Below are 26,994 nucleotides of genomic sequence, written 5' to 3' on the forward strand. Positions count from 1 at the left end.
CGCGGATCGGCCCTTCCTAGCGCGGCCGAACGGAATTGGCGACGGGTCAACCCGCCGCGCCGGGGTGGACAGTGACGCGCCGCGCGGTAAACATCCGCGCGATTTCAGCGGAGGGCAGGATGCGGCGGGCTTACATCACCGGAACGGCGGGGTTCATCGGCTTCCACCTCGCGCGGTTGCTGCTGGACCAGGGCTGGCGGGTCCACGGCTTCGACGGGATGACGGACTACTACGACATCACGCTGAAGCGCCGTCGCCACGCGATCCTGATGCAGTCGCCGGGCTTTTCGGCCACGGAGGCGCGGCTGGAGGAGGCGGAAACGCTTCTGGCCGACGTCGCGGGGTTCCGCCCGGACGTCATCATCCACCTCGCCGCGCAGGCAGGCGTGCGCTACAGCCTCGAAGCGCCGCGCAGCTATATCTCCGCCAACGTCGAAGGAACCTTCAACGTGCTTGAGGCCGCGCGGGAGGCGGCCGTGCAGCACCTTCTCGTCGCTTCGACATCCTCGGTCTACGGGGCGAACGAATCGATGCCGTTCCGGGAGACCGACAAGGCCGATACGCAGGTTTCGCTCTACGCCGCGACCAAGAAGGCAGGGGAGGCGCTGAGCCACAGCTATGCGCATCTCCACGGCATACCGACGACGGCCTTCCGATTCTTCACCGTCTACGGGCCGTGGGGGCGCCCCGACATGGCGCTCTTCAAGTTCACCCGCGCGATTCTCGCCGGGAAACCGATCGACGTCTACGGACACGGCAAGATGTTCCGTGACTTCACCTACGTGACGGACCTCGTCCGCGCGATCGCCCTCCTGATCGACGCGGTGCCGGAACGGCCCGCGACACCGGGTGACATCGCCGAGGGCGACAGCCTGTCGCCCGCCGCCCCGTGGCGTGTCGTCAACATCGGCAATGGTGAGAAGGTGGCGCTGGGCGACTTCATCGAGGCGGTCGAGGCCGCGACGGGCCGCAAGGCCCAGCGGAACCTGATGGAGATGCAGAAAGGCGACGTGGAGGCGACCTGGGCGGACAACGCGCTTCTCCAGCGCCTGACCGGCTACCGCCCGGAGACGCGTCTTCCGGAAGGTGTCCGGGCATTCGTCGAGTGGTATCGCGACTACTATCAGATTTGACGCTAAAAGCACTTGACGCCTCTCACCCCGTCGCATACCTACGCGACGCTCTGGCGGAGTAGCTCAGCTGGTTAGAGCAGAGGAATCATAATCCTTGTGTCGGGGGTTCAAATCCCTCCTCCGCTACCATCCCACCCCTTGATTACCGTAAGCCGCGATGCGGCTGGCCGTGAGAAACGGCCGGCAGGGGCGGTCCCTGCCGGGCCGGATGTCAGGCGGCCTTCTTCGTCAGCGTGACCGACGTGCCCCAAGGGTCGCTGATCGAGCCATCGCCGACACGGGTCAGGATCCGGGCATGTTCCGCCGCGTCCGCCAGAAGCTCGAGATCGGAGAGCCCCGTCGAGGGGTAGTTGCGCGGGCCTGCGCCCCGGCTGTTCCAGATATTCGTGGCAAGGTGGTGGTGATAGCCGCCCGAGCCGTAGAACGCCGCGCCGGGATAGTGCGTCGTGACCGGAATGCCGAGCATCCCGGCATAGAACGATTCGGCTTCCGGAACAGAGCCTACCTGCAGATGCACATGGCCCACGACGGTTTCCTCCGGCGCGCCCGCCCAGGGCGCTTCGGCATCCGCCGCCAACGCTTTCAGGTCGAGCGGTTCGGTCGCCATGTGGAGCTTTCCGTCAGGGCCGGTCCAGCCTTCGCGCGGACGATCGGCATAGACCTCGATCCCGTTCCCTTCCGGATCAGCGAGGTAGATCGCCTCGCTGACGATGTGGTCCGACGCGCCCTGGATCGGCGCGCGCTTTTCCGCGGCGTGAAGGATCCACGCGCCGAGGTCCGCTCGGCCGGGCAGGAGGAAGGCGGTGTGGAAGAGTCCCGCCTCGCGCGGCGAACGCGCCCGCGCGGCGGGATCGGAGCGCAGCTCCAGGAGCACGCGCCCGCCCGCGCCGAGCGTCCGGGTCTCGCCGTCCCCGGAGATCGTGGCCAGGCCGAGGACCGTTTCATAGAACTGCGACACTTTCGCGATGTCGTTCACCGTCAGGGCGACGCGACCGATCTCGATGGGGGCGGAACTGGTGTGCATGTCGGTTTTCCCTTGTGTGGGTGCGGTCCGCTTCAGCGGACCGACCCGTTGCGAAGTGCGAAGGCGCCGTCGCCGAGGAGCGACTGCACGACTAGGGCCACGGCCCAGAAGGCAGGATATTCCCACCCGCCGTTCGGGTTCGAGAAGAAGAACCCGGCCGAGCCGTGGCCGAAATACGCCGCCCCGATGAGCACCGGCACGAGAGCGAGTGAAACCCAACGCGTCTGGAAACCGGCGATCAGGGCGAGGCCGCCCAGCAGTTCGACCGCAATCGTAACATAGGCGAAGAGGGCTGGCAGGCCGATCGAGGCGAAATAGCCGGCCGTCCCGGACGGCGTGAAGACGGCGATCTTGAGCCAGGCATGGGCGATGAACAGGATGCCCATGCTGACACGGAGGATCAGCGCCGCGTATTGGACGTTGCTGGCCGGGGCGAGGCTACCGGCCGCGGCTTGGTCGTAGGTTGTCATCTTGCGTTTCCTTTGCATGAAATGGGGCCGTTCCCGGCCGACGCGGACAACCTGCATCACAAGCGAAGGAATGATAATCCGGCCTCTTGGAAGGTAATTAAATCCAATTTGGAAGGAGTGCGCCCGGATCACGCCCAGTTGCCGGAGTTCCGGAACCGTTCCGCGAGGAAGTCCACGAGCACGCGAACCTTTGCGGCAAGGTGCCTTCCGGGTGGGTAGAGTGCGTAGATGCCGTAGGGTTCGTCCCGGTATTCGCCGAGGAGGCACCGGACGCGGCCCGCGCCGAGGCTCGGCGCGGCGACGAAATCCGGCACATGGGCGATCCCGAGCCCCGCTTCGGCCGCCCTCAGACACGCCTCGGCGTTGGAATAACGAAGGCGCCCAGTGACGGTGACGGAACGCGGCCCCTCCGGAAAGACGAACTTCCATTGTTCCGGCGTGCCGAAGTTGGTGTCGATGATGCAGTCGTGTTCCGCCAGATCCTCTGGTACGGACGGCGTGCCGCGCCAGGCGAGGTAGTCTTCGGAGGCGACGACGAGGATGCTGCTCGGGCAGAGCTTGCGGGCTATGAGGCTCGTGTCCGCAGGCCTTCCGACCCGGATCGCCGCGTCGAAACCCTCATCGACAAGGTTCGCCAACCGGTCGGAGAAGGAGACGTCCAGCGTGATCTCGGGAAAGGACTGAGCGAAGTCGTTCAGCGCATCCGCCAGCTGCAGGATGCCGAACGTCAGGGGGGCGGTGAGGCGGACGCGACCGCGCGGCGTTCGCGAGGCGTCGCGGACGCTTTCGTCCAGCGCGTCGAATTCCTCAAGGATCGCGCGGACCTCGTTGAAATAGGCGCGGCCCACCTCCGTCGTCGCGACGGCGCGTGTGGTGCGGTTCAGTAGCCTGACGCCGAGTTCGGATTCGAGGCGGGACACCAGCTTGGAGGCTTGCCCGGAACTCGTTCCGAGCCGTTGGGCGGCGGCTGCGAAACTGCCGGTCTCCACGACCGCCACGAACATCCGGTCACAAGCGAGACGGTCCATGCCAATACTTCCGTTTCCAGTCAAATATCAGCCCGCAGGGCTGCTTTGATGCTATTGGGGAAGCAATTCCACGGCAATCGGGCGGTGAGAAGATGGAAGACGCCGCTGGCAGGCCGGCAAGAACGCAACCTTGTTGACACGCAAAACGCCCGGTATCGAAAAGCAGTTCGACCGCAACCCGATGGAAACGGCCGCCATCAGGATATTTGCGGGATCTGGCCGCCGACGCTGCAAATGCTGGAGACCGGAATGAGACGTCCTCTCGAAAACAGGATCGCAGTGGTCACCGGCGGCGCGCGAGGACTCGGCCGGGGTATCGCGCGAAGGCTGGCCGATGACGGGGCGCGCGTGATCGTCTGGGATATCGCGCCGGCGGCCTTCGACCCCGTCACGGCCGGGTTCGACCCGCTCGCCATGATCCGCGTCGACGTCACCGACGAAGCGGCCGTTGCCGCCGCCACCGAAGAGAGCCTGACCCACGGAGCGGTGTCCATCCTCGTCAACAACGCTGGCATGAACGGTCCGGTGAAGCAGGTGGCCGACTACGACTACGCGACATGGCGCAAGGTCATGGCGGTCAACCTCGACAGCGTCTTCCTCGTGTCACGGGCCTTCGTTCCCCGAATGGTGGCCGAGGGCCATGGCCGCATCGTCAACGTCGCCTCCATCGCGGGCAAGGAGGGGGTGCCCGGGATCGCGGCCTATGCCTCGGCCAAGGCGGGCGTGATCGGGTTCACCAAGTCGCTCGCGAGGGAACTGGTGACGACCGGGGTCACCGTGAACGCGGTTGCGCCTGTCATGGTGGAAACCGACCTCTTGAAGGAAATGACCCCGGAACACATAGCCGCCAGCAAGGCCAAGATCCCGATGCAGAGGTTCCTGACCATCGAGGAGCTCGCAGGCGTCGTCGCATTCGCCGCCGGCCCGGACTGCTCCTTCACCACGGGTTTCACTTTCGACGCCTCTGGCGGCCGTGCGACCTATTGAGGCCGCCCAATGGACCGGATTCCAGCCAATATCGGTCTCGCCCATCTGAGCGCGCTGGACCTGCCGCCGGTGAAGCTTCTGGAACTCGCGAAGCGTGTCGGCTGCGCATCGGTGGCCCTGCGCCTTCACTCTGCGGCGCCCGGCACGCCCGTCTATCCGATCGCGCCGGACAGCCCGGAACTTTTCGTCCTCAAGAAGGGTATTGCCGCGACGGGTGTCGCGGTCAGCGAGGTGGAACTCGTCCCCCTCGCGGCCGAACTCGACGTCACGACGCTTGATCCGCTTCTCGACGTGGCCGCCGACCTTGGCGCGACCGGGATGATCGTGACCGGCGACATCGCCGACAGGAACCTCCTCGTGGACCGCTTCGGGACGGTTTGCGACATGGCCCAAGCCCGGGGGCTCAAGGTGCACCTCGAATTCATGAAATGGCGCCACACCGCGACGATCCACGATGCGCGCGAGGTGGTCGAAGGCGCAGGTCGCGCGAATGGCCGGGTCCTGATCGACCTGTTGCACCTCTTCCGCTCTGGCGGCACTGTCGAGGACGTGGCGGCACTTTCGGAAGGGCTCGTCGATCTCGTTCAGGTCTGCGACGCGACCGCGAAGCTGGAGGGCGACATCATCGCGGAAGCCCGCGGCGGAAGGTTGGTTCCCGGCGACGGCGCGCTTCCCCTGTCCGAGTCGCTGGCCGCCCTGCCGGGCGCGCCCGACCTCGCGCTCGAGGTTCCCGCGCGCGGGACGGGCCCGGCGGCCCGGGAGGATTTCCTGGTCAGGTGCGTCTCGCGCGTCCGCGGGCTGCTGGACTGACGGCCACCTGCCGGCTGGCCGCAGTCTCCGATCAAGCCCTGCGCCGTGCGCGAGGTCGCATTTTGGCGCGATCGCTTCGCAGAAATGACTGTAGGGCTGGCCGGGAACGGGAATTTCTCGTGCCAGGAAAACCCGAGTCTAGGAGTGCGATCATGGACGCCGTCGAACGCAAGGTCAGAGCCGGAGGCCGTGGCGCGCGGCGGGCAATGCGCGCCGCTCCCGATTTCGGGATGCTGCCCGCGCTGGAACGGAATCTGCCGCTGTGCGAGATGATGGACGAAGAGCAGGTGGCGCGGATCGACGATGCCTCGATGGCGATCCTCGAGGATGTCGGCGTCGTTTTCCGTGACGAGATCGCGCTTGAGGACTGGCGGCGGGCAGGCGCCGACGTGCGCGGCGAAACCGTGCATCTGGATCGGGGGCTGGTGCGGGAACTGATCGCGTCGATCCCTTCCGGCTGGACCTACCGCGCCCGCAACGTTGAACGCAGCCTTCCGTTCGGCGGCAAGCACTCGATCTTCGTGCCGATGACCGGCGCGCCGTTCCTGCGCGACCTCGATGACGTGCGCCGCTGGCCCACGGTCGCCGACCTCAACATGTTCCACAAGCTCTCGCACATGTCGCCGGCGCTGCACTCGACGGCGCACCACATCGTCGAGCCGATGGACATGAAGGTGAGCCACCGGCACCTGCACATCACCTATTCGTCGATGAAATATTCCGACAAGACATTCATGGGCATGACCACCTCGGGCAAGAACGCCGAGGACGTGATGGACATGTGCGAGATCCTCTTCGGCCGCGACGTGATGGAAGCGACCCCGGTCGTCACCGGCAACTGCAACGGCAACTCGCCGCTGGTCTGGGACGAGACGATGCTTTCGGCAATGCGTGCGTTCTGCCGCAGGAACCAGCCCGTCCTGTGCTCGCCCTTCGTTCTCGGCGGCGCGAACACGCCGGCCTCCGTCGCGCCCGCCGTCGCGCAGCTCAACGCCGAGGCGCTTTCGGCGCTCGCCTACACGCAGGTCATCCGCAAGGGCTGCCCGGCGATCTACGGTCACTACCTTTCGACCGTCAGCATGAAGTCCGGCGCACCGATGGCGGGGACGCCCGAGATCAGCCTGATGAACTACATGATCGGCCAGATGGCGCGGTTCTACGGCGTGCCGTGGCGGACGTCGAACAACCTCGGCGGCGCGAAGACCTTCGACGCGCAAGCCGGTTATGAAAGCGCCATGACGATGAACGCGGTCCTGCACGCGGGCGCCAACTACATCTGGCACTCGGCCGGCTGGAACGAGGCCGGGATGCACTGCTCGGTGGCGAAGTTCGTGGTGGATGCCGAGATGTGCGCGATGGGCTACCGCATGGCCGAGGGCATCCGCTGGGACGACTTCGAAGAAGGGCTCGCGGCAGTGCGCGACATCGGCCCGGGGGGGCACTACCTGGGCCACCCGCACACCCAGGCCAACTTCGAACGCGCCTTCTTCATGCCGAAGCTCTTCGACAACAACTCCATCGAGCAGTGGCAGGCCGAAGGTGCGCTCGAGATCACGGAGCGCGCCCTCCAATACGCGAAGAAGCTCCTGCGGGAATACGAGGAGCCGAAGCTCGACGAAGGCATCGACGAGGCGCTGCGCGACTACATCGCCCGACGCGAGCGAGAGATCCCGGCGGTCGACGCGCTGAACACTGACTACTGAGATTCCTTTCTCCAGAGGCATCCGTGAAGATCGCCGAAGTCCACGTTTATTCCCATGACCTCCCGGTCAAGAACGGCCCCTACAAGATGGCCAATGCCGAGGTCTGGTCGCTCGACACCACCTTGGTGAAGATCGTCAGCGACACCGGCCTTGTCGGATGGGGAGAGACTTGCCCCGTCGGTCCGACCTACCAGCCCCACCACGCCTCTGGCGCACGTGCGGCGCTGGCCGAGATGGCCCAGGGCCTGATCGGAGAAAACCCGCTGCAACCGCTTGTCATGCGTCGCCGTATGGACAGCCTGCTCAACGGCCATCGATATGCGAAGGCGGCCATCGACATCGCGCTGCATGACCTGATGGGCAAGCATTACGGCGTGCGCGTTGCCGATCTTCTCGGCGGGGCGGTCACGGACCGGGTGCCGTCCTACTATGCCAGTGGCGTTGGCGAGCCGGACGACATCGCCCGCATCGCCGCCGAAAAGGCCGCCGAGGGTTATCCTCGCATGCAGGTCAAGGTCGGCGGCCGCCGCCCGGTCGAGATCGATATCGAAGTGGTGCGCAAGGTCTGGGAACGGGTCGGGACCAGGATGCGCCTTGCCGTTGACTGCAACCGCGGCCTGACGACCCGTGACGCATTGCGGCTTAGCCGCGAATGCCCCGACATTCCCTTCATCATGGAACAGCCCTGCAACACGATCGAGGAAATCGCGGCGATCCGCGGCCAGCTGCAGCACGCGATATACATCGACGAGAATGGCGAGGATATCGCCACCGTGCTGCGCGTGGTGGGCGCGGGGCTCTGCGACGGGTTCGGGATGAAGGTCACCCGCATCGGCGGCTTGCATGCGATGGCCACGTTCCGCGACATCTGCGAGGCGCGGTCCATGCCCCATACCTGTGACGACGCCTGGGGTGGCGATATCATCGCCGCGGCCTGCACCCATATCGGCGCCACGGTCCAACCCCGGCTCAACGAAGGGGTCTGGCTCGCCCAACCGTACATCGATGGGCATTTCGATCCGGAGAACGGAATCCGGATCGAAGGCGGTCACATCAAGCTCCCCGACGGGCCGGGTCTCGGCGTCGTCCCCGACGAAACGCGCCTCGGTGCACCACTCGCCTCCTATTCTTAAGGAAAGACCATGAACAGATTCACCGGAAAGACCGCCCTCGTGACCGGCGCCGCCGGCGGCATCGGCGCAGCGATCGTGCGAATGCTTCGGGCCGAAGGCGCGAAGGTCGCCGCCGCCGACCGCGACGTGAGCGGCATCGAAGCAGAGGCGCACCTGCCCGGAGACCTGACGGACGCGGCCTACGCCGACGCTCTGCCGGAAGCTGCGCGGGCCGCGCTGGGCGGTCTCGACATGCTCTTCAACAACGCGGGCATCATGCGGCGGGGGCCGGTGACCGCGACGAGCGATGACGACTACCGCATCTCTCTCGCCGTCAACGTCGAGGCGCCCTTCCGTCTCTCCCGCGCCGCGATCCCGATCATGGCGGCGGCGGGCGGTGGCGCGATCGTCAATACCGCCTCGTGCTGGGGCGTCTATCCGGGCCCGGGCCACGCGGTCTACTGCATGACCAAGGCCGCCATCGCCTCGCTCACGCAGTGCATGGGACGCGATCACGCCCATCAGGGCATCCGAGTCAACGCGGTCTGCCCGAACGAGGTCGACACCCCGATGCTTCGCACCGGCTTCGCCGTGCGCGGCTTCGATCCGGCGACGGCGATCGCCGACCTCGACAAGACCGTTCCCCTGGGCCGCATCGCGCGGCCCGAAGACATCGCCGACGTGGCGCTTTTCCTCGCCTCCGATCAGGCGCGCTACATGTGCGGCGCGCTCGTCGAGGTGAACGGCGCGAAGGCCGTCGCATGAGCCGGTTCCAGGACAAGGTTGCGCTCGTCACCGGGGGGCGCAGCGGCATCGGCCGGGCCATCGCGGAACGGCTCCGTAGCGAGGGCGCGCGCGTCTTCACGGCGCAGCGCGGGAGCGACGAGGCATTCGAGGGGATCGAGGCGGATTTCGCCGATCCCGAAAGCGCGGACCGCGTCGTCGCCGAGGTGATCTCCAAGGCCGGCCGTCTCGACGTTCTGGTGAACAATGCCGGCATGATGCGTGAGGCGCGGGTGGAGGACATGTCCCTCGCCGATTGGGAACAGACGATGCGGGTGAACCTCACCTCGCCGTTCCTCCTGATCCGGGCCGCGCTGCCGCACCTGCGCACGACGCGCGGTTCCATCGTCAACATCGGCTCGATCGAGGGGCTGGGATCCAACCCGACCCATGCGGCCTATTGCGCCTCGAAGGCGGGCCTGCACGGGCTTACGCGCGCGGTTGCCGTGGATCACGGCGCCGAAGGCATCCGCTGCAACGCGGTCGCGCCTGGCTGGATTGACACGGAGCTGAACGTCGACTTCATCGAAAGCATGCCCGACCCGGTGGCTTTCCGCCGCGAGATCGGCCGCATCCACCCCGTCGGCCGCACCGGCAGGCCGGAGGAGGTCGCCGCTCTGGTCGCGTGGCTCGCCTCCGGCGAAGCGGGTTTCGTCACCGGGCAGGTCTGGACGGTCGACGGCGGGCGGATGTCGAAACTCAGCCTGCCCTGAGGGGGTGTCGCCTGCGCTGCAAAAAAGGAAACGGGGCCCGACGGGCCCCGTTTTCTTTTCTAGCGCTTTGCCTGGTCGCCGGCGGCCGCAGACGTTGCCGACTGCGGTCCGCCCTGGTTGCGATCAGCCCAGGTCGAACCGGTCGAGGTTCATCACCTTGTTCCAGGCGGCCACGAAGTCGTTCACGAACTTCTTCTGCGAGTCGTCCTGCGCGTAGACTTCGGAAAGCGCCCGAAGCTGCGAGTTCGAGCCGAAGACGAGGTCGACACGCGTGCCGGTCCACTTCACTTCGCCGGTTGCCCGGTCGCGCCCTTCGAACACGTCCTCGGCTTCCGAGACCGGCTTCCAGGCCGTGCCCATGTCCAGGATGTTCACGAAGAAGTCGGTCGTCAGCGCCTCGGGACGCTTGGTGAGGACGCCGTGCTGGGCCTGGCCGAAGTTCGCATTCAGCGCGCGCATGCCGCCGATGAGCACCGTCATCTCGGGCGCGGTCAGCGTCATGAGTTGCGCCTTGTCGACGAGGAGCTCCTCCGTCGAAATGGAGTAGTCACCCTTCCTGTAATTGCGGAAGCCGTCTGCGATGGGTTCGAGAACATCGAATGCCTCGACGTCGGTCTGCTCGGCCGAAGCGTCCATGCGGCCGGGCGTGAACGGAACCTCCAGGTCATGGCCGGCGTTCCTGGCGGCCTGCTCCACGGCAGCGCAGCCACCGAGGACGATCAGGTCGGCGAGCGAAACCTTCTTGCCGCCGATCGCCGCGTCGTTGAATGCCGTCTGGATGCCCCCGAGCGTTTCGAGGACCTTCGCCAGCTGCTCGGGCTGGTTGACTTCCCAGTCCTTCTGCGGCGCGAGACGGATGCGCGCACCGTTCGCCCCGCCGCGCTTGTCCGAGCCGCGGAAGGTCGAGGCCGATGCCCAGGCGGTCGAGACGAGTTCCGGGATCGACAGGCCCGAGGCGAGGATCTTCGCCTTGAGGTCCGCAATGTCCCCGGCGTCGATCAGGGCGTGATCGACCTCCGGAATCGGGTCCTGCCAGAGCAGGTCTTCGGCCGGCACCTCGGCGCCGAGGTAGCGCGACTTCGGCCCCATGTCGCGGTGGGTCAGCTTGAACCAGGCCCGCGCGAAGGCGTCGGCGAATTCCTCGGGGTTCTCGAGGTAACGCTTCGAAATCGGCCCGTAGATCGGGTCGAAGCGCATAGACAGGTCGGCCGTGGTCATCATCGGCCGGTGCTTCTTGGACGGGTCATGGGCATCGACGACCATGTCTTCATCGTCCACGTCCTTGGCAAGCCACTGGTGCGCGCCCGCCGGGCTCTTCACCAGTTCCCATTCGTATTTGAACAGGACCTTGAGGTAGCCCATGTCCCAAGTCGTCGGGTTCGGCTTCCACGCGCCTTCGATGCCGCTGCTGATCGTGTCGCCACCCTTGCCGGTGCCAAAGCTGCTGTTCCAGCCGAAGCCCATTTCCTGAAGCGGGGCCGCTTCCGGTTCCGGGCCGACGAGCGCGGCGTCGCCCGCGCCGTGGCACTTGCCGAAGGTGTGGCCGCCGGCGACCAGGGCGACGGTCTCTTCGTCGTTCATCGCCATGCGCCCGAATGTTTCGCGGACGTCGCGGCCCGATGCGACCGGGTCCGGATTGCCGTTCGGGCCTTCCGGGTTCACGTAGATCAGACCCATCTGCACTGCGGCCAGCGGGTTCTCCAGGTCACGCTCGCCGCTGTAGCGCTTGTCACCCAGCCAGCTGTCCTCGGCACCCCAGTAGATGTCATCTTCGGGTTCCCACACGTCTTCGCGGCCGCCGGCGAAGCCGAAGGTCTTGCCGCCCATCGATTCGATGGCGCAGTTGCCCGCGAGGATCATGAGGTCGGCCCAGGAGATCTGGTTGCCGTACTTCTGCTTGATAGGCCAGAGGAGCCGGCGCGCCTTGTCGAGGTTCACGTTGTCCGGCCAGCTGTTCAGCGGCGCGAAGCGCTGCGTGCCCGAAGACGCGCCGCCGCGGCCGTCGCCGGTGCGGTAGGTGCCGGCGCTGTGCCAGGCCATGCGGATGAAGAGCGGACCATAGTGGCCATAATCGGCCGGCCACCACTCCTGCGAATCCGTCATCAGCGCATAGAGGTCCTTCTTCAGAGCCTTGAGGTCGAGCTTCTTGAACTCCTCGGCATAGTTGAATGCCCCGCCCATCGGGTTCGACAGGGCGGTGTTCTGGTGCAGGATCCTGAGGTTGAGCTGGTTCGGCCACCAGTCGCGGTTCGACCGGCCACCGAAGATGGCATTCGGGCGAATCCCGTGCATCACCGGGCACTTGCCGGCTTTGTCCATATCGTTTCCGTCCATTTTTATCTCCGATCGTGGATGCGTTCAGTGAACTGCTGCGTGGACAAGAACCACGAGCGCCCCAAGAGGCGGTCCGGCCTATGACCAGCGCGGTGACGAGTTGCCAGACAAGTGTAACGCCCCCATGGCCACAGCCCTTCCTGGCCACGCTGGAAGGTGTCCGCAATTAAGCAGAATCGGGCGGTTCGCGCCAGCTTTCCGCAACCTCATGACAGGTTTGCCGTTGGTGATCGTGACGCGGGGCGGATGCGACACTGGTTACTCCTCGACTTCTCTGGGAGATGTCTAGCAAAGCCGGTCAATTAGTTTAAGTTGGATTTGCTGATCGGTGTGATAGATTTTTCTTATGACAAACCTGACGCTCAAACAGCTTCGTTACTTCGAGGCGTTGGCCCGGCAAGGCCATTTCGGACGCGCGGCCGATGCTTGTGCGATTTCGCAGCCTGCCCTGTCGATGCAGATCAAGGAGTTGGAGGAATCGCTCGGCACGGCGCTGTTCGAGCGAAGCGCAAGACAGGTGCGGCTGACCGGCTTCGGAGAAGAGTTTTCCTCCCGTGTTCGCGATGTCCTGCGCGCGGTGGACGAGCTAGAGGACCTGGCCCGCGCCTCGCGGGATCGGCTGGTCGGGCGGCTGAGGATCGGTGTGATTCCGACGGTCGCGCCTTATCTCTTGCCGAAGTTGATCGGCGATCTGACCCGAATCCACGACGGTCTCGACCTGAACGTTCGCGAAACCGTGACGCCCAAGCTGATCCGGGAGTTGGAGGAGGGCCGCCTCGACACCGCGATCGTCGCCCTGCCGGTTTCCGAGCCGTCCCTGACCGAGGTCGCGCTTTTCTCGGAGAACTTCGTCCTGGTCCGGCCGGGGGAGGACGAAGGCAAACCCGTGCCCAATCGGGAAATGCTGCGGGAAATGAGGTTGCTGCTTCTGGAAGAAGGGCACTGTTTCCGGGACCAGGCGCTTTCGTTCTGCAACATGCATACGACGAAGCCACGGGAATTGCTGGACGGAAGCTCTCTGTCCACGCTGGTGCAGATGGTCGGGGCGGGCATCGGCGTCACCTTGATCCCGGAAATGGCCGTGGCGGTCGAGACGCGGTCCGCCTCCGTCTCGGTCGCGCATTTCAGGGACCCCCAGCCATCGCGAACGATTGGCATGATCTGGCGGAAGACGAGCCCCTTGGCAGAACAGCTCCTGCAGATTGCCGAAGACGTTCAGCGGTCGGCGGAATCGCTGCGCGAAGAAAAAAACGCATTGACGTAGCCCGGGCCACGGGTCTGACCACGGCTGCGGGAGTTGCGGAACCCCGCGGCGAGGCCCGCCTCTGCCTGCGGCAGCGGCAGCGTCGGCGCGGAAGCGTCAGGGGTTGGCTTGGCCCTGATCGGTCCGCAACCGGTCGATATACATTCGCACGGCGTTCTGGACGTGGCGGAACCGGTCACCGCCCAGGTGCTTGCCGCCATACCAGCGGGTCACGACCACGATCTGGTTCCGCAGGTTCTCGCGTTCCAGCATGCGCAGGATCACGATCCCGGCGCCGCTTTCGCCATCGTCGTCCTTCAACGGTCCCTGATCGGTCAGAAGTCCCCAGGTATTGTGGGTGGCCTTCGCGAACTTCTTCTTGCGCTTGAGTTTGACCAGGAACGCCTTCGCCTCCTCCTCGGAAGCGCAGGGACCTCCCGAAACCGCGTATTTCGATCCGCGGTCACTGATGATGTTCTCGAGAACAAGCATGCCGATGACGTACCGATGCCCGGTCCGTCGCGCAAGGCGTCCCGGAAAGACCCCAAGACCGGACGATCCCCGGCCGAGAGAAACGCGCGGACGGGACAAGGAGCGCCGTCCGCGCGTCTCCTCATTCCTTCCCGGCCCGCCATTCCTTCCAGCGCAGATAGGCGTTTGCGCCGATCTCGGCGAAGGGCTTCGGCGGAAGCTTCGTCGGCTCCGCCTCGCGGGTGAAATGCGCGGTGATGGCCGAGCTCACGCCGCTCGCCAGTTCCGCCGCTCCGATCCCGGTCAAGGTTCCGCGCGCGGTGCCGAGGCCGTTCTGGCAGCAGGCCGCATAGAGCCCGCTTTCCAGTTCACGCATCACCGACACGCCGTTGCGGCTGAGGCAGAGGTGCCCGGCCCAGCTGTATTCCATCCGGACGCCGGCCAGAGCCGGGAAGCGGTCGGCGAATTTCTGGCGGTGGACGCGCGCGGCCCGGTCCAGCATGGAGTCGCTGGGTTCCATCCCGGGAAGGAACGTCGCGCAGGTGCGGGTGATGATCCGGTTGCCGCCCTGCGCCGTGCCGATCCGGCGCATGGTGGTGCCCATCGGGTCGGACGGCGTGATGCCCCAGCGCGGCGCACCGCCGAGCTTCTTCAGCGCGCCGGCGTCCAGATCGACCGTCATCGACGCGTAGAGGAAGATGTGCATCAGCCGCCGCTTTGCGAAGCCGAAGCTTTCCAGGTGGCCGTTGTTTGCAAGGATCACCTTGCCGGCAGTGACGCGGCCCTGCCGGGTCGTCAGCACCCAATCGGTCCCGCTGCCCGCGATCTCCGACACCGGCGAGTTCTCGCAGATACGGATGCCGTCGCGCTTGAGGCCGCGACCGAGCGCGCGGATATAACCCGCCGGTTGCAGCATCACGGTGCCCGGCGTGTAGAGCCCGGACATGTAGTGGCGGCTGCCGGTCAGCTCGTGCATCGCCTGGCCGTCAAGCGTCTCGTTCGTTTCGCCGAGCCTCGTCAGGTGCGCCGCATAGCTTTCGTTATGCGCGTGCCCCGCGTCGCTCGCCGCGCCGTTCACCTTGCCACAGGGGTCGAAATAGGCGGGGTCGATCTCGTAGTCGGCCACCGCCTCCCTTGCGAAGGCGATGGCTTTTCGGTTGAGCGCGATCATCTCGCGGTCGCTGTCGGCCCCTTGTCCGGCGTAGTCGTCGGAGGACAGGTCGTGGGGTAGGTCGATCATGAACCCGGAGTTCCGGCCCGCGGCACCTTCCGCGAGCAGGCCGGCCTCGAGCACCACGATGCGGCTGCCCGGATGAAGCTCCATGAGCCGCCGCGCGGCGGACAGGCCGGCGAAACCGCCGCCCACGACGGCGAAGTCCGCCGTCACGCTCTCCGTCAGCGGCTCAGGCGCGTCCTGCCCGGGCAGGATCGCGCTCCATGCGGCGGGGCCGCGATGGACGGGCAGTCTTCGCGCTTTGTGGGTCGTCAATTCACGGCCTCGTCCGCGTCGTCGCTGAGGTCCACCCAGATCGTCTTGATCTGCGTGTACTGGTCATGCGCGTGGATGCCGTTGTCGCGCCCGCCGAAGCCCGAGGCCTTGAAGCCCCCGAACGGGGTCGAGATGTCGCCCTCGCCGAAGCTGTTCACGGTCACCGTGCCGGCGCGGATGGCTCGGGCCCCGCGGATGGCGCGCTTGACGTTCGAGGTGAAGATCGACGCGGCCAGCCCGTATTCGGTGTCGTTCGCGACGGCGATGGCCTCGTCGAAGCTGTCGACGGTCAGGACCGACAGGACCGGGCCGAAGATCTCCTCGCGCGCCTGCGCCGCGTCGCGGTCGGTCACATCGAGTATGGTCGGTTCCACGAAGCCGTCCTTCGCGCTGCCGCCCATCAGCACCTTCTGGCCCTTGTCCAGGTAGGAGCAGACCTTGTCGTAATGCGCCTTCGACACGAGCGCGCCGACCCGGTTCACGGGGTCGAGCGGGTCGCCGACCGGCCATTCGCGGGCATGGGCCAGGATGCGCTTCAGCAGGTCATCCTTCACGCCCTTCTGCACGATGAGCCGCGACGAGGCGGAGCAGTTCTCGCCCATGTTCCAGAAGGCCCCGTTTACGACATGCGCCGCGACACGGTCGAGGTTCTCGGCATCGTCGAGGACGACGGCGGGGTTCTTGCCGCCCATCTCCAGCGTCACTTCCTTCAGGTTCGATTCCGAGGCGTAGCGCAGGAAGCGCCGGCCCGTCTCCGTCGATCCGGTGAAGGAGATCATGTCGACGTCCATATGGCGGCCGAGCGGCTCGCCCACGTCCGGACCAGAACCGGGGAGAACGTTGAAGACACCTGCCGGGACGCCGGCTTCCATCGCGAGTTCCGCGATGCGGAGCGCGGTGAGCGAAGTCTCTTCCGCCGGCTTGACGATGAGCGAACACCCGGCGGCCAGCGCCGGGCCGATCTTCCAGGCCAGCATGAGGAGCGGGAAGTTCCACGGCAGCACGAGGCCGACGACGCCAACGGGCTCGCGCACGATCATCGCGATGTGGTTGTCGGAGGCGGGCGAGACCTGGTCGTAGATCTTGTCGATGAGCTCGGCGTGCCACTTCAGGCAGTGGATCGTCTCCGGCACGTCCACCGTCTCGCAGTCATAGATGGTCTTGCCGCTGTCGAGGCTTTCCATCACGGCGAGTTCGCGCGCATTGCGCTTGATGAGCTTCGCGAGACGGATCAGCACCGCCTTGCGTTCGCCCGGATGGAGCCGCGACCAGCGTCCGTCCTCGAACGCGTCGCGGGCCTTCTCGACCGCGAAGTCGACATCCTCCGCGCCGCAGGCGGCGACCTTGGCCAGCACTTCGCCGGTCGCGGGGTTGATCGTGTCGAAGGTCTTGCCCGACTTCGCGGGACGGAAGCTGCCGTCGACGAATGCCTGTGTCGGCGGGTTCAGCCCGGCGGCGATGGCCTTGTATTCTTCGGTTGTCAGTAGGTCGCTCATGCTCATGCCCCCGCTTCGATCTCGGCCACGGTGCGCTTCAGCACCCGCACGACCTGTTCAAGCTGCCTCTTGTCGTCCTTGTTGAGTGCCTTCAGCGGCGGGCGCGGCGGACCGGCGTGGAAACCGGCCATCTCGCAGCCATGCTTGATGCACTGGATGAACTTGCCGCCCTGTTCCAGGACCCTCATGAGCGGCATCATGGCCGACATGATCCGGCGGCCCTTGTCGAAATTGCCCTCGACGGCGCAGGCGCGGTAAAGGGCGATGTGCTCGGCGGGCAGGAAGTTCGACCCGCCGCAGACCCAGCTCCGCGCGCCCCAGGCGAAGAACTCCAGCGCCTGGTCGTCCATGCCGCAGGACATCTGGATATGCGGATAGTCGCGCGCCAGCAGGTGGACCCGGTTGATGTCGCCCGAGCTTTCCTTGATCGCGCAGAAATTCCGGCTCCGGCCTACGCGGTCTAGGAACTCCTCGCCCATGTTCACGCACATCCGGCCAGGATAGTTGTAGAGCATGATCGGCAGGTCGGCCGCGCGGTCGATCGCCAGCGCGTTCAGCGCGTTTTCCCGTTCGGTCGGCACGGAATAGGGGGGCGAGCCCACGAGGATCGCGTCGGCGCCGATCGTGGCCGCCGTCTCGGCCATGCGGATCGAATCCTCCTGCCGGATCGCTCCGGTGCCGACGATGAGGGATGTGCGACCGCCGATCACCTCCTTCGCCGCCCGGACGAGTTCCGCGCGCTCCTCAAGCGACTGGGCGTAGTATTCGCCCGTGGAACCGCCCACGATGATGCCGTGGACGCCGGACGTGACCAGGTAGTCCACCATGGCCGCGAAGCCATCGTGGTCGATGTTGCCGTCATCCCCGTGTGGCGTGATGACGGGGGTGTAGATTCCCTCGAACTTCATGAAGCTCCTCAAGTGGCTTGGCTGGCCGGTGCGGGGCCCAGCGGTATGTCGATGCTGGCGGGCGTGACGAAACTCTCGATCTCGGCACGCGAAAGTTCCCAATGCGCGATCGCGAGGTTGGCGGCCGCTTCCGCGTCGCCGGCCTCGATCAGCGCGATGAACTGGTCATGCTGGTCGGCGGCCAGATCTCTCTGCTCCGCCGTGCGCGGATTGCGCGGGCTGTAGAAGGTCATGCCGATTCGCGTGTGGTCGATGAGCAGGCGGCGCAGGCTCGGCAAAAGGAACTCGTTGTCCGCCATCTCTCCGATGATCGCATGGAACCGTTCGTTCGCCAGTGCGCGGTCGGCCGCGTCGCCGTCGCGAATCGCAGCGCGGAACAGGAGTTGCGCATCCTTCAGCCGCATGATCTGCGCCGGGGTGGCATGTTCGGCGGCAAGCTTCGTCACCGCCGCGTAAATCATTGGCGCGGCAACGAAGAAGTTCCGCAGGGTCTTGTGGGTCATTGGCGCGACCTGCGCGCCCCGGTTTTCGTGAAGCACGACATAGCCTTCGCCGGCGAGCTGCCGCAGTAATTCGCGGAGCGGCGGGCGCGAGATCTCGTAAGCTTCGGAGATCTCGGTTTCGTCGAGGTACTCGCCCGGCTCAAGCTCCTGCGTGAGGATCCGGCGACGCAGATCCTCAAGGCACCGCAGCTTCCGGCTCTTGCTGTTTTCGCTCACGATTTTTCTCCAACCTGTCGCCGTTCCGTCCGGAACGGTCGCAATCAGGTAACCTGCGATATTTGTAGTCTCAAAAAATACATATTGTCTACAATGGTTGCGCTACCATAAAATACATGTTGTCTACAAGAACAATATATGGTTCCTACCCGCTCTCAGGAGGAGCGCAGAATAGGGGGGCGTATGTCAAAGGCACCTGCAGAGGCTGTCATCAGGTGTGATGGCATCTGGAAGATCTTTGGGGAGAAATCGCGCCAGGCCATGGAGGCCGTGCGCAGCCAGGGACTTTCCAAGAGCGAGATTCGCGACCGGTTCGACTGTGTCGTCGGTGTGAGGGACGCGAGCTTCAGCGTCGGACGCGGCGAGATCTTCTGCATCATGGGCCTGTCCGGTTCGGGCAAGTCGACGCTGATCCGTCACATCAACCGGCTCATCGAGCCGACCGCGGGCAGTGTCTTCATCGAAGGCCAGAACGTGAACGCAATGTCCCCGAAGGAACTGCGCGCGCTCCGGGCCGAGAAGATCGGGATGGTCTTCCAGAGCATGGCGCTGATGCCACACAGGACGGTGCGCGACAACGTCGTCTTCTCGCTCGAGGTCCGCGGGATTCCGGAAGAGAAGCGTCGGGCCGTCGCCCAGCACGCCATCGAGGCCGTCGACCTTTCCGGCTGGGAGCAGAAGTATCCCGACGAGCTTTCGGGCGGCATGCAGCAACGCGTGGGTCTCGCCCGCGCCATCGCCGCTGATCCGACCATCCTGCTGATGGACGAGCCCTTCTCGGCGCTCGACCCGCTGATCCGTCGGCAGTTGCAGGAAACGTTCATGAAGCTCTCGGCAGAGCTTCACAAGACAACGGTCTTCATCACGCATGACCTCGACGAGGCGATCCGCATCGGCGACCGCATCGCGATCATGAAGGACGGCGTGCTCGTGCAGATCGGCACACCCGAAGAGATCGTGACCGAACCGGCCGACGACTACGTCGCCGACTTCGTCGCGGGTATCTCGAAGCTCGATCTGGTGACCGCGGCCCGCGTCATGCAGCCCTTCGCGCAGTACCAGCAGGCCAACGGCGGCGCCGACCCGGCGGATTGGCCGGTGGCGCGTCCGGAAGACAAGCTGAACACGCTCGTCGACCTCGCGATCGGCACGGATCATCCGATCCTGGTCCAGGCCGATGGGGCGAACGTCGGCGTCGTAACCAAGAAGGCGCTTCTGCGCGGCATCCAGGGGCGCGAAGAAACCGCCTCCGCAGCAATGGGGGCCGCGTGATGGCCGAAGAAAAGACTTTCGACTGGCTCAACCCGTTCACCTCGGTCGACCTCGACATCGATGGCCGCACCGATGGCGTCAAGCAATGGGCAATCGCCAACCGCGACACCATTCAGCCGATCAAGGGCTTCTTCGACGGCATGATCTCGGCGATCGAATCTGCGCTTCAGGCGGTGCCGCCGGTCATCATGCTGATCCTTCTCGTCCTGATCGCCTGGCAGGCGGCCGGCCGCCGCGTCGCGCTCATTGTCGCGGGCTGTCTCGTGGCACTTGGCTTCCTTGACCCGGCGGCCTGGTCTCTCGCGATGACGACGCTCGCCATCGTGATCTCGTCCGTGATTCTCTGCGTGGTCATCGGCCTGCCGCTCGGCGTCATCGCCGGCAAGAGCGACCGGTTCGAGGCTGCGATCCGCCCGGTTCTCGATACGATGCAGACCATTCCGGCCTTCGTCTATCTCGTTCCAGTCGTCATGCTCGTGGGGATCGGCAACGTCTCTGGCGTGATCGTGACGATCATCTTCGCGCTGCCGCCGCTGGTGCGCCTGACGTCGCTCGGCATCCGGGGCGTGAACCCGGGCGTGGTCGAGGCCGCGCGTGCCTTCGGCGCCACGCCGAACCAGATCATGTTCAAGGTCGAACTGCCGCTCGCGACCCCGACGATCCTCGCCGGCCTCAACCAGACCATCATGCTCTCGCTGTCGATGGTCGTGATCGCCTCGATGATCTCGGTCAAGGGCCTCGGTAACGAGGTGCTCCGCGCGATGGGCCGGCTAGACGCCGGGAAGGCCATCGTCGGCGGCCTGGGCATCGTCATCCTCGCAATCGTTCTGGACCGCATCACGCAAGGGCTCGGCCGCTCTGGCCGGGAACGCGGTCATCGCCATTGGTGGCAGGCCGGTCCGGTGGGACTGGTTGTGCGCCTGACCAAAGGGCGCGCTTAAGCGCCCGAAACTCACAGTCCAACTTGGAGAACTGGGAATGAAGCACTTCACCATCGCATCGGCCCTGGCGCTGTCGCTCGCCGCGACGCCGCTCCTGGCCAACGAAAAGCCCGGCGAAGGCGTCACCGTACGCCCCGTCATGGCACCCGCTCTGGAAGAGATCTTCCAGCACCGCGTCCTGTTCCGGGCCCTCGAGGATCTCGGCTACACGGTCGCAGACCCGCAGGAAGTCGAATACCAGACCATCCACCTCGCCGTCGGCGCGGGCGACGGCGACTTCACCGCGGTAAGCTGGCGCACGCTCCACGACGCCTTCTACCAAGAGTCCGGCGGTGACGCCGTGATGACGAAGGTCGGCAGCCTCATCGACGGCGCCCTTCAGGGCTACCTCGTCGACAAGGCGAGCTACGAGGCTGGCATCCAGAACCTCGGCGACCTCAAGGACCCGGCGAATGCCGCGAAGTTCGACGCGGACGGTGACGGCAAGGCGGACCTCGCCGGCTGCGCTCCGGGCTGGGGCTGCGAGCGCGTGATCGAGCATCAGCTGACGGAATTCGGCCTGCGCGACACGATCACCCACAACCAGGGCGCCTACAACGCGATCATCGCCGACACGATCGCCCGCCACCAGGGCGGCGAGCCGATCCTCTACTACACCTGGACCCCGTACTGGGTCTCGGGCGCGATGGTTCCCGGCCAGGACGTCGAGTGGCTCTCGGTTCCCTATTCGTCGCTGCCTGATGGCGCCACCGGCGTGACGAGCTTCGACGGCAAGGAACTCGGGTTCGCGGTCGACAGCATCGGCGTCGTCGCCCGCAACGACTTCCTCGCGGAGAACCCCGCGGCGGCCAAGCTGTTCGAACTCGCCAAGATCGACATCAACGACATCTCGGCGCAGAACAAGAAGATCGCCGACGGCGAGGACAGCTCGGACGCCATCGACGGTCACGTCGCCGAATGGATTGCCGCGCACCAGGCCGAATACGACAGCTGGCTTGAAGCCGCTCGCGCTGCGGCCAACTGATACGACCTTCATGGGGGCGCCACGGTGGCGCCCCCAGTTTTCCGGCGCAAGGCCATGACCCAGACGACGCACTACGTCTTTCTGCTCATCGAGAATTTCTCGCACCTGGCCTTCTCTTGCGCTCTCGAGCCGCTGCGCATCGCCAACCTCGTCTCGGGCAAGCCTCTTTACCGTTGGTCGCTCGCCTCGGAGGATGGCAAGACCGCCACCTGCTCGAACCGATCCGTCACGCTCGTCGACCGCGGGCTGGAGCCCATGGAACGCGGCGACCGCCTGTTCCTGATTTCCGGCCTCCACGTCCAGAACCACACGACACCGGCCCTTCTGAACTACCTTCGCCGAGAAAGGTCGCGGGGGACCCCGATCGGCGCGATCTGTTCGGGTGCCTACGTGCTCGCGATGGCGGGGTTTCTTGACGATGTCGAAACCGCGATCCATTGGGAATTCCACGATCTCTTCGCCGAGAAGTTTCCGGCGGTCAGACTCGTCCGCAACGTCTTCGTCGCCAACCAGAAGTTCGTCACCGCGTCAGGCGGCACGGCCGCCGCCGACCTCATGCTGCACCTGATCGCGCGTGATCATGGGCATGACCTGGCGACCGCGGTGGCCGACCAGATGGTCTACAACGCCGTCCGCGAGGGCACTGCAGCGCAGCGTGTGTCACTGCAATCCCGCCTCGGGGCGCGCAACGAACACCTCGTCCGGGCGATCGCGATCATGGAGGAGAACATCGAGACCCCGCTCGCCCCGTGCGAGATCGCGCGCGAACTGGGGATTTCCACGCGGCAGCTGGAACGCCTGTTCGGCAAGTACCTGAACACTTCGCCGAAGCGTTACGTCGTCGAGATGAGGCTCCACCGCGCGCGCAACCTGATCGTCCAGACGGAACAATCCATCGCCCAGATCGCGATGGCCTGCGGTTTCAACTCCACCTCGCACTTCTCGAAGGTGTTCCGAAGCCACTTCGGCATCTCGCCGCTCAGCCACCGGACGACGCTCGCCTGACGGGAACCAGGGGCTCCGCTGGCGGGGATAAGCGCCTGTGAGACGTGATCTTCGACTGTCTGGAACTGCCCGCAGATTGCCTCGCCTGAACGCCTTCAGAGGCGCCAGAGGGCGCCCGGTACGGGTGTCCGCCGGCCACACGGCCAACGCCTCCCTGGTGCCCTCCCATTGCCTCCGCGCGGCTTTCCGAGAGCTACTGACAGCAGAACCGAAAAAGAGGGAATCAGCTGCGGGAACAAAGCAGACGCGCGTTATCGATGCCGTGGTTGCGCGCAGACACACAGCGTAAATCATTCAGCCTTCGGCCGGTTTCCGAGGCGAGGCCCCGCGCGTCCAGTCAATCCGAAAGCATAACCGCACGACGCGGTTTACTTCAGGAATTCAAAGTCTTGGAAGGAATTTGGTGGAGCCAAGGGGAGTCGAACCCCTGACCTCTTGAATGCCATTCAAGCGCTCTCCCAACTGAGCTATGGCCCCACCGGAGGTCCGGACGTTACCGTCCGCGTCGTGGCGTATAAGTAAGGGCGGGCGGCTCCGCAAGCGAAAAACGCGGCCGCCCGCCACATAGTTCAGGTTTCTTCGTCGGACCCGCCAACGTCCGCGATCTCGTCGAGCGAGACGTTGTCTTCCTCGTCTTCTTCGAGGAGGTCGTCGTCGAGATCGACGTCGCTGCTATCCTCCTCGAGATCGGTTTCGCTGTCGAGATCATCGACATCGATGCTGCGGTCACGGGCCGGGGCCTTCTCGGACGTGATCATGCGGCCGCGGGTCGCCGTCAGGCTTTCGACGGTGAAGCTGTGGCCGCACTCAGGGCAGGTCATCGGATCGCGCTGCAGGTCGTAAAAGCGGCTGGCGCAATGCGGGCAAAGGCGCTTTACGCCCCATTCGTCTTTGGGCATGGAATCCTCCATCGCGGGGCTGTGCATGAGTCGAGGCCAACTGCCATAAGGCGCGGCGACTGTCAAAGGCTTTTGGGCGTTGGTTCCGAGCGGGCGCAAAGCCGCTTTCCCCCCGCCGCCATGGCGCTATTCTGCGCCGGAGAGGAATTGGCCATGACACGCCGGACGTTGCCCGGAAATCCGCCCATAGAAATCACGCTGCGCCGGTCGGCGCGGGCCAAGGTCTATTCGCTGCGCGTCTCGCGGCTCGATGGGCGGGTGACGCTTTCGCTACCGGTGCGGGCGTCCGAATCGGCGGCTCTGGACTTCGCGCGGGACAAGGCGGACTGGATCCGCAAGGCGATGGCGTGCGCCGCTCCGCAGTTGCCGGTCGTCGCGGGCACCGTCCTGCCGGTGGAGGGACGCGAGCTGATCGTGACCCAAGGGCCCGTCCGGGCTGTGCGGCGGGAGGAGACGGTTCTCCTTGTGCCTGAGGGTGCGGACACGGTCGGCCCACGGGTGGCCGCGTATCTCAAGCTTGCCGCGCGGCAGCGGCTGCAGGCCGAATCCGAGCGCTACGCCGGCGTCCTTGGCCGAAGTTTCCAGGGCCTCACGCTGCGCGACACGCGTTCGCGCTGGGGTTCCTGCTCGGCGAAGGGCGGGTTGATGTATTCGTGGCGACTGATCCTGGCGCCGCCTGATGTGCTGTCCTATGTCGCCGCTCACGAGGTGGCGCACCTGGCCGAGATGAACCACTCACCGGCCTATTGGGCGATCGTGTCGCGCCTGATGCCGGACTACCAGAAGCACAGACGCTGGCTGAAGCAGCACGGCGCTGCTTTGCACCGTTACGATTTCGGCGCCTGACTACACGCGGGCAGATTGACGCGCGCGCTGTTCGTGATCACATACAGTGCATGCAGACTCAGCTCCGCCCTTCGGAAGCCACAGGAGCCGCACATGACCGGCTCTACCGGTCGCTGCGCCAGCAGATCCTTCATGGCGAGATGCTGCCCGGTCAGGCGCTGACCCTGCGCGGTCTGGCCAAGGCCTATGGCGTGTCGATGACGCCCGCCCGCGAGGCGCTCCGGCGGCTCGCCGCGGAAGGGGCGGTCACGCTTTCGGCTTCGGGTCGGGTGTCGACGCCCGAGCTCACGAACGAGCGGATCGAGGAGCTCGCGGCGCTACGTGCGCTGATCGAACCGGAACTCGCAAGCCGCGCCCTGCCGCGCGCCCATTTCGCCCTGATCGAAAGGTTGAAGACGATCAACATGGCGAATGCCGAGGCCGTGGTGAAGCAGGATCCGGTCGCGTATATCCGGACGAACCTGGAGTTTCACCGGACGCTCTACCTGCGCGCGCAGGCCCCCGCGATGCTCGCGATCTGCGAGACCGTCTGGCTGCAGCTCGGTCCGACGATGCGCGCGCTCTACACGAAGCTGCGTCGCACGGAGCCGCCGCAGCACCACCGCATGATCATCGCGGCGCTGAAGGCCGGGGACGAGCCGGCTCTCCGGCTCGCCGTCAGAACGGACGTCACGCAGGGGCTCCGCCACCTCGCGACGTGAGACCGAAGCCTCAGGCGTGGATGGCGCCGTCGCCGCAGGCGAGCGCCGCCTCGCGGACCGCTTCCGAGAAGGTCGGGTGGGCGTGGCAGGTCAGGGCGAGGTCCTGCGCCGAAGCGCCGAACTCCATCGCCACGCAGACCTCGTGGATCAGGTCGCCGGCCGAAGGGCCGATGATGTGGCAACCGAGGATACGGTCGGTCTGCGCGTCCGCGAGGAGCTTCACGAAGCCCTCGCCCTGGAACACGGCCTTCGCACGCGCGTTGCCCATGAAGGGGAACTTGCCGACCTTGTAGGCGCGGCCCTCCTCCTTGAGCTGCTCCTCGGTCTTGCCGACGCTCGCGACCTCGGGCGTCGTGTAGACCACGCCGGGTATCACGCCATAGTTCACGTGCCCCGCCTTGCCCGCGAGGATCTCTGCCAGGGCCATGCCCTCGTCCTCGGCCTTGTGGGCGAGCATCGGGCCAACGATCGCGTCGCCGATCGCGTAAAGCCCCTTCACGTTCGTAGCGAAATGCCCGTCCGTCTTGACCTGGCCGCGCGGCTCCATCTCGACGCCGAGCGCTTCGAGGCCGAGGCCCGCCGTGTAGGGCTTCCGTCCCGTAGCAACCAGAACCACGTCTGCGTCGAGAGTGGCTTCGCTGTCGTCCTTTCTCAGCTTGTAGCTGACCTTGGCCTTGCCCTTGGCGACATCGACTTTCTGCACTGCGGCGCCGAGGACGAATTTCAGCCCCTGGCGGGTCAGGATCTTCTGGAAGTTCTTTGCCACCTCGGCGTCCATGCCGGGCGTGATCGCGTCGAGATATTCGACCACGGTCACGTCAGCGCCGAGGCGGGCATAGACCGAGCCCATTTCCAGTCCGATCACGCCGGCGCCGATGACGACCATCGACTTCGGGATTTTCGGCAGGGTGAGCGCGCCGGTCGAGGTGACGACGGTCTTCTCGTCGATCTCGACGCGGGGGAGCGAAGAGGCTTCGGAGCCCGTGGCGATCACGATGTTCTTGGCGGCGTGAACCTCGTCTCCGACCTTCACCTTGCCGGGTTCCGGGATCGAGGCCCAACCCTTGATCCAGGTCACCTTGTTCTTCTTGAACAGGAACTCGATCCCCTTGGTGTTCTGGCCGATGACGTCGTCCTTGTAGGAGAGCATCTTCTTCCAGTCGACCTTCGGGGAGGCCCCCATCAGGCCCATCTTCTCGAAGTTCTCATGCGTCTCGTGCAGGAGGTGCGACGCGTGCAGAAGTGCCTTGGAGGGGATGCAGCCTACGTTGAGGCAGGTTCCGCCGAGCGTGTCGCGGCCCTCCACCACGGCGGTCTTGAGGCCCAACTGCGCGCAGCGGATGGCCGAGACATAGCCGCCCGGGCCGGCGCCGATTATGATCACGTCAAACTCAGCCATCTTTAGCTCCTTGGGTCTGGTCCAAAGCCCGTCCGGGCTCTCCGCGGCGCGTTGCCGGGGGCGGGGGCCTTGTGATCTGGTTAAGGCGTCATGCGGCCATCAGGCCCATGAGATAGAGGAATACGGTTGCGGCGAAGCCGGCGAGCCACAGGAGCGTGCGCACCCCGGTGATCCCGAAGCCGTAGGCCGGAACGTAGAGCACGCGCGCCATGAGAAAGGCCTGCGCGGCCGTCAGCGAGCCGGCGCTGAAGGCACCCTTGGCATGCAGGATCAGGACCGCCGGGGCGAAAAGAGCCATCGCCGTGATCGAGTTCGTCAGCGCCCGGTCGAGGCGGGCGGTGATGCCCGTCAGCGTCCGATGCTCGTCGCGGGAGGACAGGAGATAGGCCATGCCAAGCTGGCTCTGCGCGCCCGTCACCTTCAGGATCAACACCAGGCAGGTGTAAAGCCCGTAAAGCGCCAGGATGTTCAGTTCGCTAGACAT

26 protein-coding genes and 2 tRNA genes are annotated in these 26,994 nt (G+C 65.6%); 15 read left to right on the forward strand and 13 right to left on the reverse strand.

All coding sequences use genetic code 11. From position 1 onward, the window contains the following. Positions 1–119: 119 nt before the first annotated feature. The gene (locus tag ABCN56_RS11275; RefSeq protein WP_343080888.1) at positions 120–1,133 is read left to right on the forward strand and encodes an NAD-dependent epimerase/dehydratase family protein; all 1,014 of its coding nucleotides are present in this window, start codon (positions 120–122) and stop codon (positions 1,131–1,133) included. 52 nt (positions 1,134–1,185) lie between these two features. Then, positions 1,186–1,262: transfer RNA gene (locus ABCN56_RS11280), tRNA-Met, on the forward strand. A gap of 82 nt (positions 1,263–1,344) precedes the next feature. On the opposite strand, the gene ABCN56_RS11285 is transcribed toward ABCN56_RS11280, so the two are convergent. The 3 genes from ABCN56_RS11285 to ABCN56_RS11295 all read right to left on the reverse strand — a co-directional run bounded on the left by ABCN56_RS11285 (position 1,345) and on the right by ABCN56_RS11295 (position 3,655). After that, the gene (locus tag ABCN56_RS11285; RefSeq protein WP_343080889.1) at positions 1,345–2,157 is read right to left on the reverse strand and encodes a VOC family protein; all 813 of its coding nucleotides are present in this window, start codon (positions 2,155–2,157) and stop codon (positions 1,345–1,347) included. Between the two features lie 32 nt (positions 2,158–2,189). Continuing rightward, the gene (locus ABCN56_RS11290) at positions 2,190–2,627 is read right to left on the reverse strand and encodes a DoxX family protein (protein WP_343080890.1); all 438 of its coding nucleotides are present in this window, start codon (positions 2,625–2,627) and stop codon (positions 2,190–2,192) included. 128 nt (positions 2,628–2,755) lie between these two features. Further along, positions 2,756–3,655 (reverse strand): LysR family transcriptional regulator, encoded by a 900-nt coding sequence (locus tag ABCN56_RS11295; RefSeq protein ID WP_343080891.1) that lies wholly within the window; start codon positions 3,653–3,655, stop codon positions 2,756–2,758. A 249-nt stretch (positions 3,656–3,904) separates the two neighbouring features. On the opposite strand from ABCN56_RS11295, the gene ABCN56_RS11300 reads away from it, so the two are divergent. The 6 genes from ABCN56_RS11300 to ABCN56_RS11325 all read left to right on the forward strand — a co-directional run bounded on the left by ABCN56_RS11300 (position 3,905) and on the right by ABCN56_RS11325 (position 9,763). Continuing rightward, on the forward strand, positions 3,905–4,642 hold the full coding sequence (locus ABCN56_RS11300) for an SDR family NAD(P)-dependent oxidoreductase (RefSeq protein ID WP_343080892.1): 738 nt from the start codon (positions 3,905–3,907) through the stop codon (positions 4,640–4,642). 9 nt (positions 4,643–4,651) lie between these two features. Next, positions 4,652–5,452 carry a sugar phosphate isomerase/epimerase family protein gene (locus tag ABCN56_RS11305; protein WP_343080893.1) on the forward strand — a complete coding sequence of 267 codons (801 nt, stop codon included), beginning with the start codon at positions 4,652–4,654 and terminating at the stop codon, positions 5,450–5,452. 152 nt (positions 5,453–5,604) lie between these two features. Continuing rightward, the gene (locus ABCN56_RS11310) at positions 5,605–7,155 is read left to right on the forward strand and encodes a trimethylamine methyltransferase family protein (protein WP_343080894.1); all 1,551 of its coding nucleotides are present in this window, start codon (positions 5,605–5,607) and stop codon (positions 7,153–7,155) included. Positions 7,156–7,178: 23 nt separating this feature from the next. Beyond that, entirely contained in the window at positions 7,179–8,288 is a 1,110-nt protein-coding gene (locus ABCN56_RS11315; RefSeq protein WP_343080895.1) for a mandelate racemase/muconate lactonizing enzyme family protein, read from the forward strand. A 9-nt stretch (positions 8,289–8,297) separates the two neighbouring features. Further along, positions 8,298–9,032 carry an SDR family NAD(P)-dependent oxidoreductase gene (locus ABCN56_RS11320; protein WP_343080896.1) on the forward strand — a complete coding sequence of 245 codons (735 nt, stop codon included), beginning with the start codon at positions 8,298–8,300 and terminating at the stop codon, positions 9,030–9,032. Continuing rightward, entirely contained in the window at positions 9,029–9,763 is a 735-nt protein-coding gene (locus tag ABCN56_RS11325) for an SDR family NAD(P)-dependent oxidoreductase (RefSeq protein WP_343080897.1), read from the forward strand. Before ABCN56_RS11320 ends, ABCN56_RS11325 begins: the two co-directional genes overlap by 4 nt. Positions 9,764–9,886: 123 nt before the next feature. Here the strand turns inward: ABCN56_RS11325 and katG are convergent, their stop codons facing one another. Then, a complete protein-coding gene (katG, locus tag ABCN56_RS11330) occupies positions 9,887–12,097 on the reverse strand; it encodes a catalase/peroxidase HPI (protein WP_343080898.1) in 2,211 nt (736 codons plus the stop codon). Positions 12,098–12,443: 346 nt separating this feature from the next. Between katG and ABCN56_RS11335 the strand changes: the two genes are divergently transcribed. Then, positions 12,444–13,361 carry a hydrogen peroxide-inducible genes activator gene (locus ABCN56_RS11335; RefSeq protein WP_343080899.1) on the forward strand — a complete coding sequence of 306 codons (918 nt, stop codon included), beginning with the start codon at positions 12,444–12,446 and terminating at the stop codon, positions 13,359–13,361. A 96-nt stretch (positions 13,362–13,457) separates the two neighbouring features. Here the strand turns inward: ABCN56_RS11335 and ABCN56_RS11340 are convergent, their stop codons facing one another. The 5 genes from ABCN56_RS11340 to ABCN56_RS11360 all read right to left on the reverse strand — a co-directional run bounded on the left by ABCN56_RS11340 (position 13,458) and on the right by ABCN56_RS11360 (position 18,423). Further along, positions 13,458–13,832 (reverse strand): YigZ family protein, encoded by a 375-nt coding sequence (locus tag ABCN56_RS11340; protein ID WP_343080900.1) that lies wholly within the window; start codon positions 13,830–13,832, stop codon positions 13,458–13,460. Between the two features lie 121 nt (positions 13,833–13,953). Next, on the reverse strand, positions 13,954–15,300 hold the full coding sequence (locus tag ABCN56_RS11345; protein ID WP_343080901.1) for an NAD(P)/FAD-dependent oxidoreductase: 1,347 nt from the start codon (positions 15,298–15,300) through the stop codon (positions 13,954–13,956). Further along, entirely contained in the window at positions 15,297–16,796 is a 1,500-nt protein-coding gene (locus ABCN56_RS11350; RefSeq protein WP_343080902.1) for an aldehyde dehydrogenase, read from the reverse strand. The genes ABCN56_RS11345 and ABCN56_RS11350 overlap by 4 nt, the downstream gene beginning before the upstream one ends. Before the next feature lie 2 nt (positions 16,797–16,798). Then, the gene (locus ABCN56_RS11355) at positions 16,799–17,704 is read right to left on the reverse strand and encodes a dihydrodipicolinate synthase family protein (RefSeq protein ID WP_343080903.1); all 906 of its coding nucleotides are present in this window, start codon (positions 17,702–17,704) and stop codon (positions 16,799–16,801) included. 8 nt (positions 17,705–17,712) lie between these two features. Next, positions 17,713–18,423 carry a GntR family transcriptional regulator gene (locus ABCN56_RS11360; RefSeq protein ID WP_343080904.1) on the reverse strand — a complete coding sequence of 237 codons (711 nt, stop codon included), beginning with the start codon at positions 18,421–18,423 and terminating at the stop codon, positions 17,713–17,715. Between the two features lie 183 nt (positions 18,424–18,606). On the opposite strand from ABCN56_RS11360, the gene ABCN56_RS11365 reads away from it, so the two are divergent. From ABCN56_RS11365 to ABCN56_RS11380, 4 genes are read left to right on the forward strand one after another with little or no spacing between them, the layout of a single operon-like run. After that, positions 18,607–19,695 carry a quaternary amine ABC transporter ATP-binding protein gene (locus ABCN56_RS11365; RefSeq protein ID WP_343080905.1) on the forward strand — a complete coding sequence of 363 codons (1,089 nt, stop codon included), beginning with the start codon at positions 18,607–18,609 and terminating at the stop codon, positions 19,693–19,695. Further along, positions 19,695–20,636 (forward strand): ABC transporter permease, encoded by a 942-nt coding sequence (locus ABCN56_RS11370; RefSeq protein ID WP_343080906.1) that lies wholly within the window; start codon positions 19,695–19,697, stop codon positions 20,634–20,636. Before ABCN56_RS11365 ends, ABCN56_RS11370 begins: the two co-directional genes overlap by 1 nt. Before the next feature lie 37 nt (positions 20,637–20,673). Next, positions 20,674–21,660, forward strand: a complete 987-nt coding sequence (gene proX / locus ABCN56_RS11375; protein WP_343080907.1) for a glycine betaine/L-proline ABC transporter substrate-binding protein ProX — start codon at positions 20,674–20,676, stop codon at positions 21,658–21,660. 54 nt (positions 21,661–21,714) lie between these two features. Next, positions 21,715–22,665 (forward strand): GlxA family transcriptional regulator, encoded by a 951-nt coding sequence (locus tag ABCN56_RS11380; protein WP_343080908.1) that lies wholly within the window; start codon positions 21,715–21,717, stop codon positions 22,663–22,665. Between the two features lie 401 nt (positions 22,666–23,066). On the opposite strand, the gene ABCN56_RS11385 is transcribed toward ABCN56_RS11380, so the two are convergent. Continuing rightward, positions 23,067–23,142, reverse strand: a tRNA-Ala gene (locus ABCN56_RS11385). Between the two features lie 92 nt (positions 23,143–23,234). Beyond that, positions 23,235–23,564 (reverse strand): TIGR02300 family protein, encoded by a 330-nt coding sequence (locus ABCN56_RS11390; RefSeq protein WP_343080909.1) that lies wholly within the window; start codon positions 23,562–23,564, stop codon positions 23,235–23,237. A 153-nt stretch (positions 23,565–23,717) separates the two neighbouring features. Here ABCN56_RS11390 and ABCN56_RS11395 point away from each other — a divergent pair, with 153 nt between their 5' ends. After that, on the forward strand, positions 23,718–24,410 hold the full coding sequence (locus tag ABCN56_RS11395) for a M48 family metallopeptidase (RefSeq protein WP_343080910.1): 693 nt from the start codon (positions 23,718–23,720) through the stop codon (positions 24,408–24,410). A 50-nt stretch (positions 24,411–24,460) separates the two neighbouring features. After that, positions 24,461–25,111 (forward strand): GntR family transcriptional regulator, encoded by a 651-nt coding sequence (locus ABCN56_RS11400; RefSeq protein ID WP_343080911.1) that lies wholly within the window; start codon positions 24,461–24,463, stop codon positions 25,109–25,111. A gap of 10 nt (positions 25,112–25,121) precedes the next feature. Here the strand turns inward: ABCN56_RS11400 and lpdA are convergent, their stop codons facing one another. Beyond that, the gene (gene lpdA / locus ABCN56_RS11405; protein ID WP_343080912.1) at positions 25,122–26,510 is read right to left on the reverse strand and encodes a dihydrolipoyl dehydrogenase; all 1,389 of its coding nucleotides are present in this window, start codon (positions 26,508–26,510) and stop codon (positions 25,122–25,124) included. A gap of 88 nt (positions 26,511–26,598) precedes the next feature. Continuing rightward, positions 26,599–26,994: an MAPEG family protein gene (locus ABCN56_RS11410; protein ID WP_343080913.1), complete on the reverse strand. Its 396-nt coding sequence runs from the start codon at positions 26,992–26,994 to the stop codon at positions 26,599–26,601.

The sequence above is a fragment of the Ostreiculturibacter nitratireducens genome, assembly GCF_032670585.1.
GTDB lineage: Bacteria > Pseudomonadota > Alphaproteobacteria > Rhodobacterales > Rhodobacteraceae > Ostreiculturibacter > Ostreiculturibacter nitratireducens.

Excerpts from the sequence above, each read along its gene's own strand:
- katG (WP_343080898.1), bottom strand. The coding sequence starts at position 12,097 with ATGGACGGAAACGATATGGACAAAGCCGGCAAGTGCCCGGTGATGCAC.
- ABCN56_RS11325 (WP_343080897.1), top strand. The coding sequence starts at position 9,029 with ATGAGCCGGTTCCAGGACAAGGTTGCGCTCGTCACCGGGGGGCGCAGC.
- ABCN56_RS11320 (WP_343080896.1), top strand. The coding sequence starts at position 8,298 with ATGAACAGATTCACCGGAAAGACCGCCCTCGTGACCGGCGCCGCCGGC.
- ABCN56_RS11390 (WP_343080909.1), bottom strand. The coding sequence starts at position 23,564 with ATGCCCAAAGACGAATGGGGCGTAAAGCGCCTTTGCCCGCATTGCGCC.
- ABCN56_RS11285 (WP_343080889.1), bottom strand. The coding sequence starts at position 2,157 with ATGCACACCAGTTCCGCCCCCATCGAGATCGGTCGCGTCGCCCTGACG.
- ABCN56_RS11305 (WP_343080893.1), top strand. The coding sequence starts at position 4,652 with ATGGACCGGATTCCAGCCAATATCGGTCTCGCCCATCTGAGCGCGCTG.
- ABCN56_RS11380 (WP_343080908.1), top strand. The coding sequence starts at position 21,715 with ATGACCCAGACGACGCACTACGTCTTTCTGCTCATCGAGAATTTCTCG.
- ABCN56_RS11335 (WP_343080899.1), top strand. The coding sequence starts at position 12,444 with ATGACAAACCTGACGCTCAAACAGCTTCGTTACTTCGAGGCGTTGGCC.
- ABCN56_RS11300 (WP_343080892.1), top strand. The coding sequence starts at position 3,905 with ATGAGACGTCCTCTCGAAAACAGGATCGCAGTGGTCACCGGCGGCGCG.
- ABCN56_RS11310 (WP_343080894.1), top strand. The coding sequence starts at position 5,605 with ATGGACGCCGTCGAACGCAAGGTCAGAGCCGGAGGCCGTGGCGCGCGG.
- ABCN56_RS11355 (WP_343080903.1), bottom strand. The coding sequence starts at position 17,704 with ATGAAGTTCGAGGGAATCTACACCCCCGTCATCACGCCACACGGGGAT.
- ABCN56_RS11340 (WP_343080900.1), bottom strand. The coding sequence starts at position 13,832 with ATGCTTGTTCTCGAGAACATCATCAGTGACCGCGGATCGAAATACGCG.
- ABCN56_RS11365 (WP_343080905.1), top strand. The coding sequence starts at position 18,607 with ATGTCAAAGGCACCTGCAGAGGCTGTCATCAGGTGTGATGGCATCTGG.
- ABCN56_RS11350 (WP_343080902.1), bottom strand. The coding sequence starts at position 16,796 with ATGAGCGACCTACTGACAACCGAAGAATACAAGGCCATCGCCGCCGGG.
- lpdA (WP_343080912.1), bottom strand. The coding sequence starts at position 26,510 with ATGGCTGAGTTTGACGTGATCATAATCGGCGCCGGCCCGGGCGGCTAT.
- ABCN56_RS11290 (WP_343080890.1), bottom strand. The coding sequence starts at position 2,627 with ATGACAACCTACGACCAAGCCGCGGCCGGTAGCCTCGCCCCGGCCAGC.
- ABCN56_RS11410 (WP_343080913.1), bottom strand. The coding sequence starts at position 26,994 with ATGTCTAGCGAACTGAACATCCTGGCGCTTTACGGGCTTTACACCTGC.
- ABCN56_RS11275 (WP_343080888.1), top strand. The coding sequence starts at position 120 with ATGCGGCGGGCTTACATCACCGGAACGGCGGGGTTCATCGGCTTCCAC.
- ABCN56_RS11370 (WP_343080906.1), top strand. The coding sequence starts at position 19,695 with ATGGCCGAAGAAAAGACTTTCGACTGGCTCAACCCGTTCACCTCGGTC.
- ABCN56_RS11395 (WP_343080910.1), top strand. The coding sequence starts at position 23,718 with ATGACACGCCGGACGTTGCCCGGAAATCCGCCCATAGAAATCACGCTG.
- ABCN56_RS11400 (WP_343080911.1), top strand. The coding sequence starts at position 24,461 with ATGCAGACTCAGCTCCGCCCTTCGGAAGCCACAGGAGCCGCACATGAC.
- ABCN56_RS11295 (WP_343080891.1), bottom strand. The coding sequence starts at position 3,655 with ATGGACCGTCTCGCTTGTGACCGGATGTTCGTGGCGGTCGTGGAGACC.
- proX (WP_343080907.1), top strand. The coding sequence starts at position 20,674 with ATGAAGCACTTCACCATCGCATCGGCCCTGGCGCTGTCGCTCGCCGCG.